Raw genomic sequence first — 18,833 nt, 5'->3', positions numbered from 1 at the left:
GGAGTTTTCCGTTGTCTTTGTTCAGGATCGAGCCAGGCTCTGCGATCATCCGATGATCGTCGTTCGTGCGGTGGGCGGCGCTTGACGGGGGAGTGACCGACATGGCCGAGGGGCCCGTGGACAGTGCCGCCGGGGCCGGGTGGGCCCGCAGGTCCGTCCGCCTCGCCAGGGGCGGGTTCGCGATGGACAAGGAGGCCTGGATGGTGGTCTCCGGCGGGGTGCTGGGGGCCATGTTCGCGAGCATGGGCCTGGCCGTGCTGATCGGGCCGTCCCAGGGCTACGGCGGCGAGAGCCTCGACTTCATGGGCATCGTCAGCATCCTCGGCCTGATGCCCTGCGGGGCCGGCCTGCTGTGGGCGCTGCTCCACCCCCGGCGCGGCTTCCCCGCGGTCGCCGTCGGGATCCTGTTCGGGCTCGCCGTGTTCGTCTCCTTCGCCGGGACCGGCCTCAACGACGCCTGGGAGGCGCCGCTGGACCGGCCGTCGTCGATCCGCGCCGTCGGCAGCTGGACCAGCGGGGACGTGGTGGTGCGGGTCCGCCCCGACCAGGTGGTTGCCTACCGCGGCACCACCGGGCAGGTCGCGTGGCGGTGGACGCCGCCGGGGGAGGACTCCGTCTGCGCCATGAGCCGCGGGACGGGCCACGGCCTCGGACTGCTCGGCCACTCCCCGCACGACCGGCCCTGCGCGGCGGTGACGGCGCTCAACCTCGCCAACGGCACGGCCGCCTGGACCGCCGCTGCGGACGCGCCCGGCCGGGTCGGGGACACGGCGGCGCCCGATCTGCTCGCCGTCGCCGGGGACGAGGCCGTCCTCCAGGAGCGGACCGGCTGGCGCGCGGTGCACCTGGCCGACGGGCGCGCCGCCTGGCGCGGCGACGCGGACGCCGGCTGCTCGCCGCTGCAGGTGGCGGGCGGGCCGGCGGAGGTGGTGACGGTCGCGCAGTGCGGCGACGCCGCGCCGGTGCTGCGGTCGCTGGCCCCGGCGGACGGGCGGGAGCGGACCAAGGTCGCCCTGCCGGTCACGGGCGGGCTGAAGGACGTCGCGGTGGTCTCCACCGAGCCCCTCGCGGTCTGGGTCGACGCGCAGGGCGAGCGCGGGACGCACGCCGTCCTCAGCTTCGACGGGGCGGGGAGGCAGCGGGCGTCGATCCCGGTCGCGGGGGACGAGTACGACCTCGACGTCATGCTGGGCGGCGCCCACGCCTACGACGCGTTCGCCGCCCGCCCGCTGTTCGGCGGGGTGGTCGTCGGCGACCAGCTGATCGTCCCCGGCGAGAAGCCGGACGACGTCCGGATCAGCGGGGGGAAGAACCCCAGCCGCATCGCCACCGGGCGCCTGGTCGCCTACTCGCTCGCCGACGGCGGGAAGCGCTGGACGTCCGGGCTGGACGACCAGGTGACGGGGCTGCTGGTGGACGGCGCGTCGGTGTGGGCGCTGACCCGGGACAAGCTGACCCGGGTCGACGCCGCGACCGGGCGGAAGAGCAGTGAACTGGACGTCAACGACTCGAAGTCCGTCCACCCCGTGGACCTGTCGGTCTCCGGGCCCGGCCGGTTCACGGTGGTGGCGGAGGACGGCACGCGGGACGAGCCGCCGGCCCGGGGCATGGGCTGAGCCCGTCCGGGGCCCTCGACCGCCCGCTCTTCGTCACGCTCGGTCACGGCGGCGGCTCGGGGGTGCCGCCCCGAGCGGCTGTGTCAGGCTGGTGGTGGAGCACCGCCGAGATCGGGAGGCTCATGATGGCCGAGATCAGGGTGAACGGGGTGTCGCTGCACTACGAGGCCCGTGGCGAGGGGCCCGGAGTCGTCCTGGTGCACGGCTCGTGGAGCGACGCCGACAGCTGGGCGCGCGTGATGCCGGGCCTGGCCGAGTCGACCACCGTCGTCGCCTACGACCGGCGGGGCCACAGCCGCAGCGAGGACCCGCTCACCCAGGGTTCGGTCTACGAGGACGCGGCCGACCTGGCCGGACTGATCGACGGGCTCGGACTCGCGCCGGCGTTCGTCTGCGGGAACTCGTACGGTTCGCTGATCACGCTGCGGCTCGCCGCCGCCCGGCCCGACCTGCTGCGGGGGATCGCCGTGCACGAGCCGCCCGGCGCCAGTATCCTGCTCGCCGACCCCGAGCTGCGGCCGGTCGCCACCGCGCTCGCCGACCGGATCACCGCCGTCCGGGAGCTGCTGGAGCAGGCCGAGTCGGCCGCGGCGGCGGAGCTGTTCGTGGAGACGGTCACCTTCGGGCCGGGGGCCTGGGCGCAGCTGCCCGCGCCGGTGCGGCACACGTACGTGCGCAACGCGCCGACCTACCTGGACGAGCTGCGGGACCCGGACGCCCTGGACCTCGACCTGAACGCGCTGGCCCGCTTCACGGAACCGGCTCTACTCACGCAGAGTGACAACAGTCCGCCGATGTACGGCGAGGTGCTGGACATCATCGACCTCACCCTGTCGAAGGTGGAACGGCACCTGTACCCGGGGGCCGGGCACGCGCCGCACCTGTCGCAGCCGGAGGAGTGGGTGCGGGTGGTGCTGCCGCGCGCCCTGGCGTGAGCCCTCACGCCGGGGGCGCGCCCGGCCCGTTGCGCGCGGGGGCGCAGCGGGCCGAGCGCAGCGGGCTGAGAGCAACGGGCCGAGCGCAACAGGCCGAGCACAACGGGCCGAGCGCAACGAGCTGACCGTGCAGGTCAGTTGGGCGAGGCGCCCCAGCCGTCGTCCGGGAGGGTGCGGTCCGGCTCGGGGCAGTCGGTGTGGTCGTAGCCCCACAGCAGGGCCTTGTTCAGCAGCCAGTCCTCGGGCGGCGGCGCGTCACGGCCCTCGCGGTCCGCGCGGCCGTCGCGGGCCTGGTGACCGTCGCGGTCGGTGAGGACGAACGCCACCCGGACCTCCTCGGCCACCGCCACCTCCAGGGTGCGCTGGTCGGGGACGTTCTCGTACGTCACGGTCTCCCAGCGGCAGCCGGCGGAGGTCAGCGCGGCGATCAGCGCCGACTCGGCGACGTGCGTGTCGAGTGTCACCAATCCGCCACCGGCCACCGGGAGTTCGAGTTCGCCGTGCCACACGGGCAGGGACAGCGACTGGAGCCGGCGGCAGTGGCAGAACACCGTCTGCACGTCGCCCCAGCTGAAGCCGTGCGGCCAGCGGGACTCGCGGTGGATCCGCCCGCCGTCCCAGGGATCGCCGTAGTGGGCGGCGAGTTCGGGCAGCGAGGCGTTGTAGCGCAGCCCGTCCGGGCCGTCCAGGCCGCCGGTGGCCGCCAGCGCGGTGAGCCGCGCGAGGAAGTCCGTCACCCCAGGCACCCGCGCACCGCCTCGATCAGCCGGTTGGCGCGGGCGTCGCCGTGACCGATCATCCGGTTGGCGACGTAGCCGAAGCCGACGCCGAACTCGTCGTCCCCGAAGGCGAACTGGCCGCCCGCGCCGTCGTTGCCGAAGCTGCGCGCGCCCAGCAGCGGGCGGAAGGCCGGGGAGTCGAGCAGCAGGCCGGAACCCCAGCGGGCGCCCATGTCGAAGCCCAGGAAGCCCGCGCCGGAGGAGACTTCGCGCACCGCGTCGGTGACGGTCCCGTGCGAGAGCAGGCGCGGGCCGCCGTCCAGGCCGGTGGCGGCCGCCGCGTACAGCCCCGCCAGCCCGGTGGCGGAGGCGACCGCGCCCGCACCGGGCAGCTCGATCGCGTGCAGGGCCGGGTCGTTCCAGCCGTGCGGCACGTCCAGGCCGGGGAAGACCAGGGCGCCGTTCATCGTCACGATCCGGGTCAGCAGGTGCTCCGGGCCGGGCATCGGGCGGCGGCCCTCCGCCTCCACCAGCCGGGCCAGGCGCGGGAGTTCGCTCTCCGGCAGGCCGATCCAGAGCGGCAGGCCGAGCGGCTCGGCGATCTCCTTGCGGAGGAACCCGCCCGGCGTGAGCCCGGTGATCCGGCGGATCACCTCGCCGACCGCGAAGCCCAGGACGTGGCCGTGGTACTCGTAGGCCGTGCCGGGCTCCCAGAGCGGTGCTTGTTCCTCGATCGCGCGGACGACGGGAGCCCAGGCGGCGATCTCCTCGAAGGGGAGCACCGCGTCCAGGGCCGGGATGCCCGCGCGGTGGCCGAGGATCATGCGGGTGGTGATGTCCTGCTTGCCGTGGCGGGCGAACTCGGGCCAGTAGCGGGCGATCGGCGCGTCGAGGTCGAGGCGGCCCTGCTGGGCGAGCAGGTGGGCGCTGATGCTCACCGCGCCCTTGGCGCAGGAGAAGACCGGGACGAGGGCGTCCTGCGTCCAGGCCCGGCCGGTGCGTTCGTCGGCCGTCCCGCCCCACAGCTCGACCACCTTGCGGCCGTCGGCGAACACCGTGACGGCGGCGCCCAGTTCGGGGAACTCGTCGAAGTTGCGGGCGAACACGTCCGCCACGGCGCCGAACCGTTCGTCGGCCCAGCCCTGGTACTGCTGCATGGTGTCCAGCCCCGTCCTCTGGTCCTCGTGGAGTCGCTGCCCCAAGATCGTCGACCGGACCACGGTACGGCGTCGGGCCGCTCGGCACGACCGGTTTCCCACCCGGGCGGCGGTGGGGAGCCGGCGCCCGGGCGGTGGTCCGTCACCCGCCGTCAGCTGCGGCCGGTGACGTAGAGGGGCTTCATGTCGACGGCCGTCGCGGTGGCGGTGTGCCCCAGGCCCTCGCGGGCGGCGTTGGTGAGCACGCCGGGGTCGGCCTCGGCGTGCTCGGCGAACAGGCCGCCGAGGCCCCGGGCGCGGGCGTACTCGGCCTTGGCGCGGACGGAGCGCGGGGTGTCGAGGGAGAGGAAGACGCCGGTGCTCGGGTTGTGGAGGTAGTCGGCGTCGGCGACGGCGTCCGTGTACAGCTCGAAGCCGTTGCGGCCCTTGCCCTGCTCCAGGTCGAGGTAGTTGCGCAGCACGTCGGCGTAGGTGCTCGTGCCGGGGGCGAAGGAGCCGACCGTCTCGCCCGAGCCGTTGTCGTACCTGCCGCGCAGGGGCGAAAGGCCGGTGATGTGAGCGCGCTTGGCGTTGCGGGTGGTGGTGGCGTAGCCGAGGTGGATGCGGTGAGGAGCCACGCCGGCGTGCTCGATGAGGTGGGTGACGGCGTTGTCGACGCAGTCCGTCTGACTGCTGTTCTGGTCGCGGCGCAGCGAGGTGTGGTGCCCGAGCTTCTCGGACCAGGGGCTGCCGAAGAAGTCGAAGGACATCAGGTCCAGCCGGTCGGCGCCGGCCTCGATGAGGAGCGGGACGTTCATCGCGTCCAGTTGGGCGGCGGAGGCCGGCACCGCGACGGCGATCGTCGCGCTCAGGTCGGCGGCGGCGGACAGTGCGGCCCTGGTCTCGCGGATGAGTTCGGCGAAGTTCCCGGCGTCCTCCGGGCCGTACCCGGCCTCCGGGGCGCCGGCCGAACCGGGCCAGCGCCAGTCCAGGTGGAGGGTGGAGAACATCGGGAAGACGCGGAAGATCCGTACGACGGACTGGGCGAACCGCTGCCGGGAGGCGGGCTCCTGGGCGATGGCGTGGAAGGCCTCGCTCAGGTCCCAGCCGCCGATGTGCAGGCCGACCGAGAGGTCGGGGTTGCGCTCCTTGAGGCGCCGGACGGCGCCCAGCAGGCCCTGGGCCTTCGGCTGGGTGAACAGGTCCTGGTAGTCGTTGGAGACCCAGCCGTCGAACCCGTAGCCGAGGTAGGCGGCCGCCGCGCTCCAGGCGTCGATGAAGGTCACGGCGCCGCGCTCGGAGGAGGCGATGCCGAAGTCCTGGGCGGCCTGGGAGGTGGCGGCCGCCAGGCTGCCCTGGCCGCCGACGAGGCCGACCAGGCCGAGGACGACCTCGTCGAAGGCGCCGTTCGCGGCCTCCAGCCGGGTCAGGTCCGCGCCCGGCCCGCCGGTGGGGCCGCCGCTGTCGTCGGTCAGGCGGCTGTCGTAGGCCCAGGTGGTGTCCAGGAAGCCGGACACGGTCTGCTCGCCGCTGCGCCGGTAGGTGTTGAAGGCGGGCTTGGCGACCCGGCAGGGGGTGTAGGAGAGCTTCGAGTCCTCCCGCGCCGGGTCGAAGCCGTTCATCTCGTACGTGCGCTCGGCCGCGTCCACGGCTTGGCCGTTGAGGCCGGGGTCGGACGGGTACACCAGCTCGCTCATGGCATGCGCTCCCTGTGGTGGTGATGACGGAATGCGCCCGGATCGACGCCGGGCGTGATCACGCTTGGGAGCGTAATGGCGGGAGCTGTGCGTGTGGGGCAGTTCGGATGAACTGGTTGACGGTCGATCAGATGAGCGGTAATGCCGACGCCGCTCACCGCAGGGCATGCGGTGAGCGGCGCCGGGTGGTGCGGGGCGGGGCGGGGCGGTGGGTGGTCAGGCGGTGAAGCGGGGGTCGCGGGCTTCGATGGCCTGGACGAAGGCGGTCCATTCGGCTTGGTCGAAGGCGAGGTGGGGGCGGTTCGGGTTCTTGTCGTCACCGAGCCAGACGTCGCCGTTGGGGAAGCGGGCGATGATCACGCAGTTGCCATTGGAGTCGCCGGAGAAGGGGGACTTGGTCCAGTCGGCGTCGGCGGGGTTGTGGTTGTACGGGTCGCGCTTCTCGCTCACGTGATCTCTTCCAACTTGCGTTCAAGGGCGGCAATGGTGGCGGTCGGCGAAAGCGCGTACCGCTTCAGCCGAGCGAAGGCCCGCTCGGCCCGACGGACTTCACGTCCCGATTTACGCGGGAGCATACCGCCGACGGCTTCGACGAATGCGAAGCTCTCACCTGGCTCCCCGGGGAAGCGAAGAAGCGTAAGCCCTGACGCCAGAATCCCAGGTCGCCCGGCGCTGAGCGGAACCATGCGAAGGATGACGTTGGGGTACTGAGCCACCTTGAGAACGTGCCGGATCTGACCGGCAAGAACATCTTCGTCGCCGCCAACGAGTAGGGCTACCTCGCCAAAGTAGGCGTCGAGATTGAGCAGTGGCGCTTTGGTGAGCCTGCGTTGGCGAAGAATGCGGATCTCGGCAGCAGCCTCGTTCTGGTCCTCACTGAGACCGTCGAGACCGGCGGCGATCACCTCGCGTGCGTAATCCTCGGTCTGCAGCAGTCCGGGGAAGGCCGACAGGTAGTAGTCGAGCATCTGAGTGGCATCGGCCTCAAGACTGAGGTACTCAGCGAAAGCGGAGCTGATCGTGTCGGCAAACTCGTGATCCTGCCACCAGTGCCGTGAAGGGCCGTCAGCGGCCAACGCCTCGATCTCTGCTCTTTCCGGGCCGGTGATCCCGCAGTGGTCCATGAACGCGGCCAAGTCGACTGCGGTCACCGGCAGCAGCGCCCTCTCAACCTTGCTGAGCCGGGCCGGGTTCCAGCCCTTCAGGCCGGCGGTCACGTCGGCGAGCGTCTTGTTGTTCTCTGTGCGCCATGCTCGTAGCTCGTCTCCGAGCCGGATCTGCCTGATCGCTGACGGGTCCTTGCTCAACGCGTCCCTCCCTTGGTCTGCGGCCCCAGTCTTGCTGGCCGTGCTACAGGGCTCAAGCCAAGTCCAAGATCAAATAATTTATTTTTCTCTTGGCACTGTTCGGGTTGCAAATTCGATTTTTGATGCTCCACACTCACCGTGACCGCACGAACACGCCACTGAAGGTGTGGGGTGACTCATGTCCACCTTGCGTAACCCGGTCCTCCGAACCTGGGAGACCACCCTCACCGAGCACGAAACCTCGGTCCGTACCGCCCGTCGCCTGGTCCGTGACCAGCTCACTTCCTGGGGCTGGGTCGGTGACCCGGTCGACGACCTCGTCCTCATCGCCTCCGAGTTCGTGACCAACGCCGTCGTCCACGCCTGTCACGGCGACGGTGAAGTCCGGCTCTACCTCCAGGAGTTCGACGGCGAATGCCGCCTCGAAGTCTGGGACCCCCGCAGTGACCTCCCGCTCCTGGAGCGGCGGCCGGGCCGTCTCAACGAGTGCGGCCGCGGGATCGAACTCGCCCGCCGGCTCGCCGTCGACTTCGGGGTGATCGCGCGGTGCGGCACGGGCAAGCGCGTCTGGGCGCGCGTCCTCCGTGCCGCGAACAGCAACGTTCCCTCGCCCGAAAGTTGAGCGTCATCAAGCTCGCCACCACGGCCGCGATCACCGCCGCCAGCCTCGCCCTCGCCTGCTTCGCCGCGGACCTCGTTCCGCCGCGCGAGCCGGCCACCGCCGACGTCGTCTGGTGGACCACCCTGGCCGCCGCCCTGATGACCGGCATCAACCGTCACAGCGACAACTCCGACGACGACAACGACTGAACCGAGGCTCGCTCACCCCATGACGACCATGCACCCCGCCGCCATCGCCTTCCGCGACCCGGAGGCCCTCCGCGCCCGCTGCGACATCGGCAACGTCCGCAGAGTCCACGGCGAACTCGACTACGAAAACGGGGCCGTCGTCCCCGCCGGCGACTGGTCCCCGCTCCCCGAGGACCACCCCGAGCGCTACGCGCCGGGCCCCTTCACCAAGGACAGCGGCCTGATCGAGTTCTTCCGCCTCCCCGGGACCGTCACCGACGTCCACACCGTCGCCGCGCTCGTCGACCTCCTCGGTGATCCGCTGCACGTCGCCCTCGAACCGGCCGAGGACCCGCCCGGCGAGCTGGTCACCCACCGGTTGCCCGAGAACGGCCTGTGCCTCGGCCTGCATGTCGACAACCACCAGAACCTGCTGTACCCGGACCGCGACACCGCCCGCCGCCGCCTCTGCGTCAACCTCGGCCCCGGCAGCCGCTACCTCCTGCTCGCGGACACCGACATCAAGTCCATCTGCCGTACCGTCCACGACCGTTACGAGACCCACTGCCCCCACACCGACGACCTGCGGATGTTCGTCGCCCTGCGCAGACCGCTCAAGGTGCTGCGGGTCCGCATCGACCCGGGGGAGGGCTGGCTCGCCCCGACCGCCGTGCTGCCGTACGACGAGTCGACGGAAGGTACGGAAGGTGCGGAAGGTCGGGCCCGGTGGTCGACCACCGCGTCCTGGCTCGGCCACTGGGGGCGCGACCTCTTCGACCCGCTGATCTGATCGCGCGCCGATCACTCTCCGCACACACCCCGATCGGCGGGGCGGGCGCGGGCCGCACCGTTGCGCACTTTGGAGCGCGGCAAATCTGAGGGGCGCGCAAGAGGTGCCACGCGCCTTTGTTCGCGCCCCTTTGCGGTCGGGACCTCTCGTGTGCCCGGCCTCGACGATCCGGGGCTGCCAGCGACTATCTGACCGCGCGTTCGGGCAGGCTCGGGCGGACACCGATCGAAGGAGGCCGTGATGGCCGCAGTGCACGAATCCGTACTCGACGCGATCGGCGGGACGCCGCTGTTCCGCCTCGCCCGGCTCGGCGCCGGGCTGCCCGCGCCGATCTACGCCAAGGCCGAGTTCCTCAACATCGGCGGCAGCGTCAAGGACCGCGCCGCGCTGTCCATGGTGCTGGCCGCCGAGCGGGACGGCCTGCTGCGGCCGGGCGGGACGATCGTCGAGGCGACCTCCGGCAACACCGGCATCGGGCTGGCCATCGTCGGGCGGCAGCGCGGCTACCGGGTGATCGCCGGGGTGTCCGACAAGTCGGCGCCCGAGAAGTCCGACATCCTGCGGGCGTACGGCGCCGAGGTGGTGCTCGCCCCGACGGCCGTGCCCGCCGAGGACCCGGCGCACCTGTTCAACGTCGTTCAGCGGCTGGTGGAGGAGATCCCCGGGGCCTGGCTCGCCAACCAGTACGACAACCTGGCCAATCCTGACGCCCATGTGCGCTCCACCGGCCCCGAGATCTGGGAGCAGACCGGCGGCCGGGTCACCCACTTCGTCGCGGGCGTCGGCACCGGCGGGACCGTCACCGGCACCGGCGGGTACCTCCAACAGGTGTCCGGCGGCTCGGTGACCGTGATCGGCGCGGACCCGGAGTCCTCGATGTACGGCGGCGGGGACGGCAGCCCGTGGTTCGTCGAGAGCATCGGGCACTTCCTCCACCCCGGCACCGTCGAGGACCGCTGGCCGCAGGCCTACCGCTCGGAGGTGGTGGACGCCTTCGAGCGCATCCCCGACCGCGAGTCGCTGCTGACGGCCCGTCGGCTCGCCCGCGAGGAGGGCATCCTGGCCGGGCCCTCCTCGGGCACGGCGGTGGCGGCGGCGCTGCGGGTGGCGCGGGGGCTCGGGCCGGACGACCTGGTGGTGGTGCTGCTGCCGGACTCCGGGCGGTCCTACCTGTCCAAGGTGCACAGCGACGACTGGATGCGGCAGTGGGGCTTCCTGGAGTCGGAGTCGGAGGCGGGGTCGGAGGCAGCGGACGGCCTTCGGCCGCTGCTCGCCGGGGCCGGCCCGCTGGTCGCGGTCGACGCCGGTGCGACGGTCGGCGAGGCGCTGGAGGCGCTGCGCGCCGTGCCCGGCGGGGTGGCGCCGGTGGTGCTGACGCGGGCGGTGAGGCCGTACGGGGTGAGCGCGACGGAGGTGGTCGGCTCGGTGTCGCGGGCGGTGCTGGAGGCGGCGCTCGCGGACGGCGGCGCCAAGCCCGGCGATCCGTTGGGTGATTCGTCGGGAGATTCGCCGGGTGGTCCGTCGGGCGCGCTGGTCGGGCCGGCGCTGCCGGCGGTGGGCGTCGGGCAGTCGCCGGCCGAGGCGCGGGCGGCGCTGGGGGGCGCGCACGAGGCCGTGTCGGTGCTGGTCGACGGGCGGGCGGTGGCGGTGCTGTCGCGGGCGCGGCTTGAGGACGCGGTCGGCTAGCGGGGCCGGTCAGCGGTTTCAGCGGGCCCAGCGGTTTCAGCGGGGCGTCGGCGTGGCCAGGATGGCCGTGATCACCCGGTCCAGCGAGCGGTCGAAGGCGGCGTCCGGATCGGAGGGCGGTCCGGACGCCGCGAACGCCTGGGCCAGGTGCGGGTATTCGCCGCTCATGGCGGCCCGGGTGAGGTAACCGACCAGCTCCGCCTGCCACTTGGCGCCCGAGGCTGCCGTCTGCTCGTACTGGGCGTACTGGCAGACGAAGCCGTTGAACAGGGCCATGGCCTCCATCCGGGCGCCGCCGTCCAGGCCGGTGGAGGCCGTGACGGCGAGGAAGTGGTCGGTGTAGCGCAGGGCGTTGGGGCCGATGCCCGGGCGGGCGAGCACCAGGGCCGGCAGCCAGGGGTGGCGGCGGAAGATGGCGAGTTGCTGGCGGGCGAGCGCCGCCAGGTCGGCGCGGACGTCGCCGCTCGGCGCGGCCGGCAGCTCGTACTCGGCGGTGACGGCGTCGAGCATGAGGTCGAGCAGGTGCTCCTTCTTCGGCACGTAGTTGTAGAGCGACATGGTGCCCGCCCCGAGGGCGGCCGCGACCCGGCGCATGGAGGCGGCGTCCAGGCCCTCCGCGTCGGCGATCTCGACGGCCGCGGCGGCGATGGACGTCCGGCTGTGGGCCGGTTTCGGTCCGCGGCCGGTGCGTTCGGGGCGCAGCCAGATCAGTTCGGGCGCCTCGGGGGCGGCCGGGCGCTCGCTGTTGCTGGGGGGTTCGTTGGACGGCACTGGATGATCACCTCGCCCCCATCTTAGATACGTACGACGTACGTAGTAGCATCTGACCCACGCTTCTACGTACGCTGTACCTAGAGAAGGGGCAGAGCCATGTCCGACACCGCCCGACCCGCCATCGAGATGGCAGGCGTGGAGAAACGATTCGGGACCACCGAGGCCCTTCGCGGCCTCGACCTCGCCGTCCCCGCCGGCACCGTCTGCGGGTTGCTCGGCCCCAACGGCGCCGGCAAGACCACCGCCGTCCGCGTCCTCGCCACCCTCGTCGCCCCCGACCGGGGCACCGCCCGCGTCGCCGGACACGATGTCGCCACCGCCGCCGAGGACGTCCGCCGGGCCATCGGCCTCGCCGGGCAGTACGCCGCCGTCGACGAGGGCATCACCGGGCGCGACAACCTCCACCTGTTCGGCCGGCTGCACCGCCTCGGCGCCCGCCGCGCCCGCGCCCGCGCCGACGAACTGCTCGAACGCTACGGCCTCACCGAGGCCGGCGACCGGCTCGTCCGCACCTACTCCGGCGGCATGCGCCGACGCCTCGACCTCATCGCCAGCCTGGTCACCAGCCCCCCGGTGCTCTTCCTCGACGAGCCCACCACCGGACTCGACCCGCGCAGCCGCCAGGAAATCTGGGACACCGTCAAGGAGTTGGCCGACGGCGGCACCACCGTGCTGCTCACCACCCAGTACCTGGAGGAGGCCGACCGGCTCGCCGACGACATCGTCGTCGTCGACCACGGCGCCGCCATCGCCACCGGCCCACCGGCCCGGCTCAAGGCCGCGATCGGCAGCCAGCTGTCCGTCACCCTCGCCGACCCGGCCCAACTCGCCGCCGCCGCCGTGGTGCTGTCCACCCTCTCGGGCGGCGACGCGCAGGTCGACGCGGCCGAACGGACCGTGACGGTGCTGACCCGGCCCGGCGTCTCCGTCCTGCTGCCCTCGCTGGTACGGGAGTTGGACACCGTCGGGATCACCGCCGAGGACGCCGCCGTGCGGGCCCCCTCGCTGGACGACGTGTTCCTCGCGCTCACCCGCGAATCCGCCGAGAACCTGAGGAGGGCCGCCTGATGGCCGCCGTGTACGCCCCCGCGCCGACACCGCCCCGCCCCGCGCCGACACCGTCCCGACCGGCCCGGCTGGCCGTCGACACCTGGACGTCGATGCTCCGCATCTTCCTCAACTACCGCCACTCGCCGGGCCTGTTGGCCGCCTCGCTGGGCGTCCCGGTGATCATGGTGGTGGTCTTCGGGTACGTCTTCGGCAGCGCCATGCGGATCCCGGGCGGCGGCGACTACCGCGAGTTCCTGATGCCCGGCCTGTTCGCCATGGTCGCCACCAACGGCGTCATGGTGACCATGGTCGGCGCCGCCCGCGACGTCGGCCGCGGCATCACCGACCGGCTGCGCTCCATGCCCGTCTCCCGCACCGGACTGCTGCTCGGGCAGACCCTCGCCGACCTGCTGGTCAGCGTCGTCGTCCTGACCCTCCTCGCGCTCGTCGGCCTCGCCGCCGGCTGGCGCGTGCGCGAGGGCGCCGGGGACGCGGCGGGCGCGTTCGCCCTGCTGCTGCTCTTCCGCTTCGTGATGACCTGGGTCGGCACCTGCCTCGGCCTGGCCATCGGCAAGGAGGACGCCGCCGGCCAACTCTCCGTCGCGGTCTTCCCGATCGCGATGGTCACCAACGCGTACGTCCCCACCGGCGGCATGCCCGGGTGGCTGCGGGTCGTCGCCGACTGGAACCCGGTCAGCGCCGTCGTCCAGGCCTGCCGCGAACTCTTCGGCAACCCCTCCGCGGCCGGCGACGCCTGGCCCATGCAGCACGCCCTCCTCGTCGCGCTGCTCTGGAGCGGTCTGCTGCTCGCGCTCTGTGTGCCGCTCGCCGTAAGGAAGTTCGCCACGCACGGGCGCTGAGCGGGGCGGTCGGACGTTCGTCCGCCCGTCGGTCCGTTTGCCCGTCCGCCAGTCCGTCCGTCCGCCTGTTTCGTCTGACGGAATGTGCTGGACACCGACGCCGGTACGGCCGAAGGTGGGCGCCATGGAGTACACCCACCTCGGCCGCACCGGCCTGACCGTCTCCCGACTCTGCCTGGGCACCATGAACTTCGGCCCCCACACCGAGGAGTCCGAGGCCCACCGCATCATGGACACCGCCCACGAGCGGGGCATCAACTTCTTCGACACCGCCAACGCCTACGGCCGCGACAGCGAGGGCAACCTCAGGGGCCGGACCGAGGAGATCATCGGCCGCTGGTTCGACCAGGGCGGCGGCCGCCGCGAACACACCGTCCTCGCCACCAAGGTGTACGGGCCGATGGGCGACTGGCCCAACGAGGGCAAGCTCTCCGCCCTCGGCATCCGCCGCGCCGTCGAGGCCAGCCTGCGGCGCCTGAACACCGACCACATCGACCTGTACCAGATGCACCACATCGACCGGGACACGCCCTGGGAGGAGATCTGGCAGGCGATGGAGGTCCTGGTCACCCAGGGCAAGATCATCTACGTCGGCTCCAGCAACTTCGCCGGCTGGCACCTCGCCCAGGCCCAGGAGGCCGCCCGCTCCCGCCACTTCCTCGGCCTGGTGAGCGAGCAGTCCCTCTACAACCTCCTCGACCGCACCATCGAGCTGGAGGTCATCCCCGCCCTCCAGCACTACGGCCTCGGCCTGCTGCCCTGGTCCCCGCTGCGCAGCGGCCTCCTCGGCGGCATCCTCCGCAAGGAACGCGAAGGCACCCGCGTCCGCGGCGCCCTGCCCCAGACCGACGCACTCCTCGCCACCCACCGCGACCGCCTCCAGGCCTACGAGGACCTCGCCGCCGACCTCGGCACCGAGCCCGCCGACCTCGCCCTCGCCTGGCTCCTCACCCGCCCCGCCGTCACCGCGCCCATCATCGGCCCCCGCACCCCCGCCCACCTCGACGCCGCCGTCGCCGCCCTCGACCTGAAGCTCGACCAGAAGACCCTCGACCGCCTCGACGAACTCTTCCCCGGCCACCAGCCCGCCCCGGAGGACTACGCCTGGTAGCCGCGCCCGGGCGCTGTCCTGCCCCGGCGGTACGACCGGGGCAGGACAGCGGGGCGGACATCGGCGAGGTCAATCGGACCCGTTCGAGGAGGCGTCGGGCCAGTCGGTCAGGCCCAGCTGCGGCCATCTCGTCGCCGGTACCCACCAGTTAGTCGATGGCCCGGGGCACGGCAGCGTGTGGACCGAACTCGAGTCGAGGACGCAGTACGACGACCAGCTAGGTGCTCGCCCGTCACTCGGGTTGACCAGCGTCACGGCCCAGAGCAGCACGTTGTCGTCCCCGGCCAGGCGGTCGACGGCGGATCCTGCGAGGAGGACGGCATTGGGCCCTGCGCCGGCGAACCCGGGGTCGGTCAGTAGGAGGTCACCTGTGGACGGGTCGGTGAAGTCCAGGTGGTGGCCGGTCCAGCGGCCCCTGAGCGCCTCCGTGAGCCGGCGACTGGGGACGGGCTGGGAGGCCGGGTCGGCGAAGCGCCCGTAAATCGGAGGCCCAGCTTGGCTTCCCGGGTGATTGACGACGGTCGGCAGTGCGACGGACCAGTCGACGCGCGGCACGCCGAAATCGGGTCGGGTGTAGTACTCCGCCAGGAAGCTCTGGCACGGCCAGCTCTCCAGAGGCTGCAGCCGCCTTGGCACGCCGTCGCCCTGCGTCAAGGCCCTGCTGAGTGCGGCCCGTGGCACCAGGTGGGACTCGACCCGTAGAACGGGAGGAAGCCGGGGGATCGGGTGTGCGGGCGAGGCACGCCGCCAGGAGTCGGTGGGGCGGATGATGTGTGGCGGTAGATGCAGGAGTGGCAGGACCTCCTTCGGCTGCTCCTCGTCGCTGCGTAGGTGGTAGAGGCCGTTGAGCAGCAGCCATGGTGCGCCGTTGGGATCGGAACGGATGATCACCTCTGCCAGAGACGCCGGAGGCCCGACCGTCGAGGCCACCACCTCGGCAGCCGAGAACGGTGGTGTCCACCAGTTCCCCGATCGTGCAGAGGTGTTGAGCTGGGTTCTCCATCCAGCGCCAAGGGTCGGATCGACGGCGCGCCGACAGTATCGGGCCTCCTCCTGTTCTTTCGGATCCGGCGGGGACGCCGTCTGCAGGACACGGGTGGCCTGTTCGGCGAACCACTCCTGTTGAGCACGCTGGAGGGCCTTGGCCACGGCGGGGCTGGAGGTGTCGAACTCCCCGGCGTCGGTTCTGTGGAGAAGTCGACCGGGCAGTCCGAGGGTGAGGAACCACGCCCGAGAGGTCAGCCAGGACTGACGGGGCCTCGGGCTTTCTTCCTCGAACGGACACCAGGAGAGCGTTGAGGCCGCCCGCGCGACGATTCGACTGCCGAAGGGGAGGACCGCTACACGCGGGCGGCGCAGAGGGACGGCGGGGAAAGTGCCGTCTGTGGAGTGGTCCGGGCGGAGCACGCCCCGGACGGCGAGGACCGCGTCGTGGATGCGCAGGTGCGGCCGAGCGATCGCACGCGTGATCGCAGCTGCGATCGGATCCGTGATCCGGTGGTCCGAGCCCGCCGGCGAGCTGCGGGCGAGGGCCCCGTATGCGGCGAGCCAAGTCGCCTCCGCCACGAGTTCGTCCCGGTGGTGGCCCAATCGGGTGAGCTGTCGGCTGATCAGTTCCGGCCGGTTCACCCAGAGGTCCGCCGCTGTGCGAATGCAGGCGTCGCGGAAGCTGTGGTGTCCGACGCCGGAGAGCCAGAGCAGCAGGGAGGTGACCTCTTCGACCACTGCGTCGCCCCGAGGGCCGACGGATTCGGCCCAGGAGACGAGCCTACGGAGAAGGGTGATTCCGTTCGGATCGGCGAGGAGGTCGACGATGGGCCCCGCGAATCGGCGCTCAAACCGGCTACGGCGCCAGGCGGTCAGCTGATCCTGCAGGAACTCCACGCCCAGCGGGTGCTTGTGGCAGGTCGCATTCACCAGGACGGAGTACAGCGCATTCGGGGCGGACCCGGGGTCGCGAAGCTGTCGGATCAGGAAGGCCCGAGATGAGCGGCCGGCCAGCTTCGGGTCCCGGCCCTCCATGGACTCCAGAACGGCGCCGGCGACGAGGGACCGATGTCGACGGGGCACCAGGTCCGACAGCTCGGCGCCCTCGACGACATGCGGCGTCGCACCCGCCAATGCCTCCAGCATCCTCAGGTGGTCGGCATGTTGGGCGGAATTCGGATCGCCGTCGCGCGCCAGGTGCACCGCGTGAACGATCCGGGCGACGGCTCGGGAGGGACGTCGGCCACGGAGCAGGTTCACAGCTCGGACGTGTTCGGCGAACCGCTGGATCGCGAAGCGGACGCGCCGGGTGTTCGGATCCAGGGCCAGGACGCCCGCATTCTCCAGCCAACGCAGGAGCGCGGCCGGATCGCTCAATCCGGGAGTGTCCGCCAGTACCTGGCAGGCTGCGCGGTATTCGAGGGTGCCCTCCTCGCCGACCCGCTCGGACAGGACCTCACAGGCGAGGGTGACCAGGGGCGGCGGGGTTGGCGACGGACAGGCGCGGAGCGCGTGCGCCTCGTCCAGGTGTGCGGCGTAGTCGCCGTCGAGGATGAGCAGCCAGGACTGGAGGAGGTCGCCGACGGTCGGTGTGACGATCGGCCCAGGGGCCGGCTGCGGGGAGCGGTGTAGGCACCAGGCCAGCACGGCGAGCATCAGCGGTCGGCGCAGTTCGGAGACGTCTGGCGGGAGCAGCAGTTCCGGGAGCCCGTACATGTCCTGGTACACCCGCCAGGCCTGGCCTGGGCGCGAGATCCCGGGATTCCAGAGAAAGCCGTGAACCCGGGCGCCGGCCGCCTCCGAGATTCCCGCGGGGCCGACCGGTCGGGTGTCCATCCGGACGGTGCCGACCAGAGTCACCAGTGGGTAGCACCGCACCAGTTCGGCCAAGGAGGCGAACGCCGTCCGGACGTCCCCGTGCAGGCAGCAGACCTCGTTCAACGCGTCGATTGCGAGTACGGCGCGACGGCCGGTCAGCAGGGCCTGCTGTTGGAGGGCCGCGAGCAGGTCGCGCAGACCGTGGGCCCGGGTGCCGGGTGAGACTCGAAGAGGGAGTTGGGCCTCGAAAGCCTCGCCCGGACCGAACTCGTGTCCACAGACGAAGGCCGTGGGCGCGCCGTCCGTGATGCGTTCCTGGACCCAGCCGCCCAGCCCGTAGGACTTGCCGGTTCCCCAGCCGCCGCCGACGAGGAGGGCGCCGGTCTGTCGGGCCGCGAGAGCGGGGTCGTCACATACGGTCCGGAGCCGGTGCCCGCAGGTCTGGAGGTCGTCGAGCGTGGCGAGCAGGCGGCCCACAGAGTCGCGTTGCACGTACGGGAGTGGATCGAACGGTTTGGCCGCGCACACGGCGGCCATCAGCTCGTCGTGCATGCCGGTGATGCTCTCGGCCGCCCGGCCGCAGAGCTGGAGCACCTGGTCGATCTGTCTGCGAAGGGACTGCGGGTCGGTTCGGCTCTCAGTGCCGAGCAGGTTCGCGGTCGTGTCCAGCTGTTCGGCGCAGAGGGCGCGGTCGCCGTCGGAACGGGTCCATCTCTGAGTAGCCTGCGTCACTGGTCCGGTGGACGGGGTGGGCAGGTCGTCGAGTGCCGGTCGCCAGCCGTCCCATACCCGAAGGGCGGATGCGGTCTCGGCAAGCCGGTTGGCGAGTGCCGAAGGGTTGTCGAGCTCGGCGAGGGTGTCGGACAGGAAGGTGGCGAGCAGCGGAGACTGGATGTCGACCCGCCCCCGACAGTGGCGAACGGTGTGGGCGGCGGCCGCGGCGTGCCGGTGGAGGTCGGACAGGCGCAGGTAGGCAGGGTCGAAGTACGCCGGGATGGCCTCCTCGGCGAGCGATACGAGGGCGCGCTCGATATCGCTTCTGGTGTAGGCGAGGAACCGCATGGGCGAACCGGGGCGTGCACGGTGAACCTGCGCCGCCCATCGCTCGGCCGCCGCCTCCCACTGCTTCGTACCAGGCATGGTGCCTCCCCCCGCGGTGAGGTCCTGGGGGAGGAAGACCAGGAGGTCGGTGAGGTCAGGGTGGTGGGTGAGGGCTGATTTGATGGACTTGTCCACGGCGCCGAGCGCGGAGCTCAGTTTTCCGTGGTACTTCGCCTGGATCCCGACCATCCGACCGTCCGCGAGCCGCGCGCAGGCCTCCAGTCCGCCGTCGGGGGGCCGGAGAGCCAGCAGTGTGCCGGCGATGGCGGGGGCGAAGTCGCGTTCAAGGATCGCGGGGAAGAGATGGACGCAGAGCTTCTCGAACACCTGGGCCGGTGCGGCTCCGAGGTCGCTACGGAGCCGGGTGAGATCTACTCCGAGAGGCAATTCGTCGTCCTTTCCGCGGAGTTTGGCCTGTGCAGGGGGAGGCGCGGGGAACCGGCGGTTCCCCGCGCCT

Annotated in this window: 16 protein-coding genes; 9 read left to right on the top strand and 7 right to left on the bottom strand. The window is 72.0% G+C overall.

Going from position 1 to position 18,833, the window contains the following annotated elements; genetic code table 11:
- Positions 1 to 101: 101 nt before the first annotated feature.
- Entirely contained in the window at positions 102 to 1,616 is a 1,515-nt protein-coding gene (locus OG556_RS05785) for a PQQ-binding-like beta-propeller repeat protein (protein ID WP_371516170.1), read from the top strand.
- A gap of 125 nt (positions 1,617 to 1,741) precedes the next feature.
- Positions 1,742 to 2,551 (top strand): alpha/beta fold hydrolase, encoded by an 810-nt coding sequence (locus OG556_RS05780; RefSeq protein WP_371516169.1) that lies wholly within the window; start codon positions 1,742 to 1,744, stop codon positions 2,549 to 2,551.
- 134 nt (positions 2,552 to 2,685) lie between these two features.
- Here the strand turns inward: OG556_RS05780 and OG556_RS05775 are convergent, their stop codons facing one another.
- The 5 genes from OG556_RS05775 to OG556_RS05755 form a co-directional block, all read right to left on the bottom strand.
- Entirely contained in the window at positions 2,686 to 3,288 is a 603-nt protein-coding gene (locus OG556_RS05775; protein ID WP_371516168.1) for a hypothetical protein, read from the bottom strand.
- Positions 3,285 to 4,427, bottom strand: coding sequence for a serine hydrolase domain-containing protein (locus OG556_RS05770; RefSeq protein WP_371522585.1), 1,143 nt, complete (start codon positions 4,425 to 4,427; stop codon positions 3,285 to 3,287). The genes OG556_RS05775 and OG556_RS05770 overlap by 4 nt, the downstream gene beginning before the upstream one ends.
- Positions 4,428 to 4,579: 152 nt before the next feature.
- Positions 4,580 to 6,103, bottom strand: coding sequence for a glycosyl hydrolase family 18 protein (locus OG556_RS05765; protein ID WP_371516167.1), 1,524 nt, complete (start codon positions 6,101 to 6,103; stop codon positions 4,580 to 4,582).
- Positions 6,104 to 6,319: 216 nt separating this feature from the next.
- Positions 6,320 to 6,553, bottom strand: coding sequence for a DUF397 domain-containing protein (locus OG556_RS05760; protein WP_371516166.1), 234 nt, complete (start codon positions 6,551 to 6,553; stop codon positions 6,320 to 6,322).
- Positions 6,550 to 7,410 carry a helix-turn-helix domain-containing protein gene (locus tag OG556_RS05755; protein ID WP_371516165.1) on the bottom strand — a complete coding sequence of 287 codons (861 nt, stop codon included), beginning with the start codon at positions 7,408 to 7,410 and terminating at the stop codon, positions 6,550 to 6,552. Before OG556_RS05755 ends, OG556_RS05760 begins: the two co-directional genes overlap by 4 nt.
- 178 nt (positions 7,411 to 7,588) lie before the next feature.
- Between OG556_RS05755 and OG556_RS05750 the strand changes: the two genes are divergently transcribed.
- The 4 genes from OG556_RS05750 to OG556_RS05735 all read left to right on the top strand — a co-directional run bounded on the left by OG556_RS05750 (position 7,589) and on the right by OG556_RS05735 (position 10,675).
- Positions 7,589 to 8,032: an ATP-binding protein gene (locus OG556_RS05750; protein WP_371516164.1), complete on the top strand. Its 444-nt coding sequence runs from the start codon at positions 7,589 to 7,591 to the stop codon at positions 8,030 to 8,032.
- The gene (locus OG556_RS05745) at positions 8,029 to 8,220 is read left to right on the top strand and encodes a hypothetical protein (RefSeq protein ID WP_371516163.1); all 192 of its coding nucleotides are present in this window, start codon (positions 8,029 to 8,031) and stop codon (positions 8,218 to 8,220) included. Before OG556_RS05750 ends, OG556_RS05745 begins: the two co-directional genes overlap by 4 nt.
- Before the next feature lie 19 nt (positions 8,221 to 8,239).
- Positions 8,240 to 8,989: a hypothetical protein gene (locus OG556_RS05740; protein WP_371516162.1), complete on the top strand. Its 750-nt coding sequence runs from the start codon at positions 8,240 to 8,242 to the stop codon at positions 8,987 to 8,989.
- A gap of 240 nt (positions 8,990 to 9,229) precedes the next feature.
- Positions 9,230 to 10,675, top strand: a complete 1,446-nt coding sequence (locus OG556_RS05735) for a pyridoxal-phosphate dependent enzyme (RefSeq protein ID WP_371516161.1) — start codon at positions 9,230 to 9,232, stop codon at positions 10,673 to 10,675.
- A 36-nt stretch (positions 10,676 to 10,711) separates the two neighbouring features.
- On the opposite strand, the gene OG556_RS05730 is transcribed toward OG556_RS05735, so the two are convergent.
- Entirely contained in the window at positions 10,712 to 11,446 is a 735-nt protein-coding gene (locus OG556_RS05730; protein ID WP_371516160.1) for a TetR/AcrR family transcriptional regulator, read from the bottom strand.
- Between the two features lie 99 nt (positions 11,447 to 11,545).
- On the opposite strand from OG556_RS05730, the gene OG556_RS05725 reads away from it, so the two are divergent.
- From OG556_RS05725 to OG556_RS05715, 3 genes are all read left to right on the top strand, one after another.
- Positions 11,546 to 12,517 carry an ATP-binding cassette domain-containing protein gene (locus OG556_RS05725; RefSeq protein ID WP_371516159.1) on the top strand — a complete coding sequence of 324 codons (972 nt, stop codon included), beginning with the start codon at positions 11,546 to 11,548 and terminating at the stop codon, positions 12,515 to 12,517.
- Complete coding sequence (locus OG556_RS05720) at positions 12,517 to 13,359, top strand: ABC transporter permease (RefSeq protein ID WP_371516158.1); 843 nt, start codon at positions 12,517 to 12,519, stop codon at positions 13,357 to 13,359. Before OG556_RS05725 ends, OG556_RS05720 begins: the two co-directional genes overlap by 1 nt.
- A 124-nt stretch (positions 13,360 to 13,483) precedes the next feature.
- The gene (locus OG556_RS05715; RefSeq protein WP_371516157.1) at positions 13,484 to 14,470 is read left to right on the top strand and encodes an aldo/keto reductase; all 987 of its coding nucleotides are present in this window, start codon (positions 13,484 to 13,486) and stop codon (positions 14,468 to 14,470) included.
- Between the two features lie 69 nt (positions 14,471 to 14,539).
- Here OG556_RS05715 and OG556_RS05710 read toward each other — a convergent pair whose 3' ends face one another.
- Positions 14,540 to 18,703, bottom strand: a complete 4,164-nt coding sequence (locus OG556_RS05710) for a hypothetical protein (RefSeq protein WP_371516156.1) — start codon at positions 18,701 to 18,703, stop codon at positions 14,540 to 14,542.
- Between the last annotated feature and the right edge of the window lie 130 nt (positions 18,704 to 18,833).

It is taken from the genome of Kitasatospora sp. NBC_01300 (assembly GCF_041435235.1).
Taxonomy (GTDB): Bacteria; Actinomycetota; Actinomycetes; order Streptomycetales; family Streptomycetaceae; genus Kitasatospora.
This window is presented reverse-complemented; position numbering and strand designations above follow the sequence as displayed.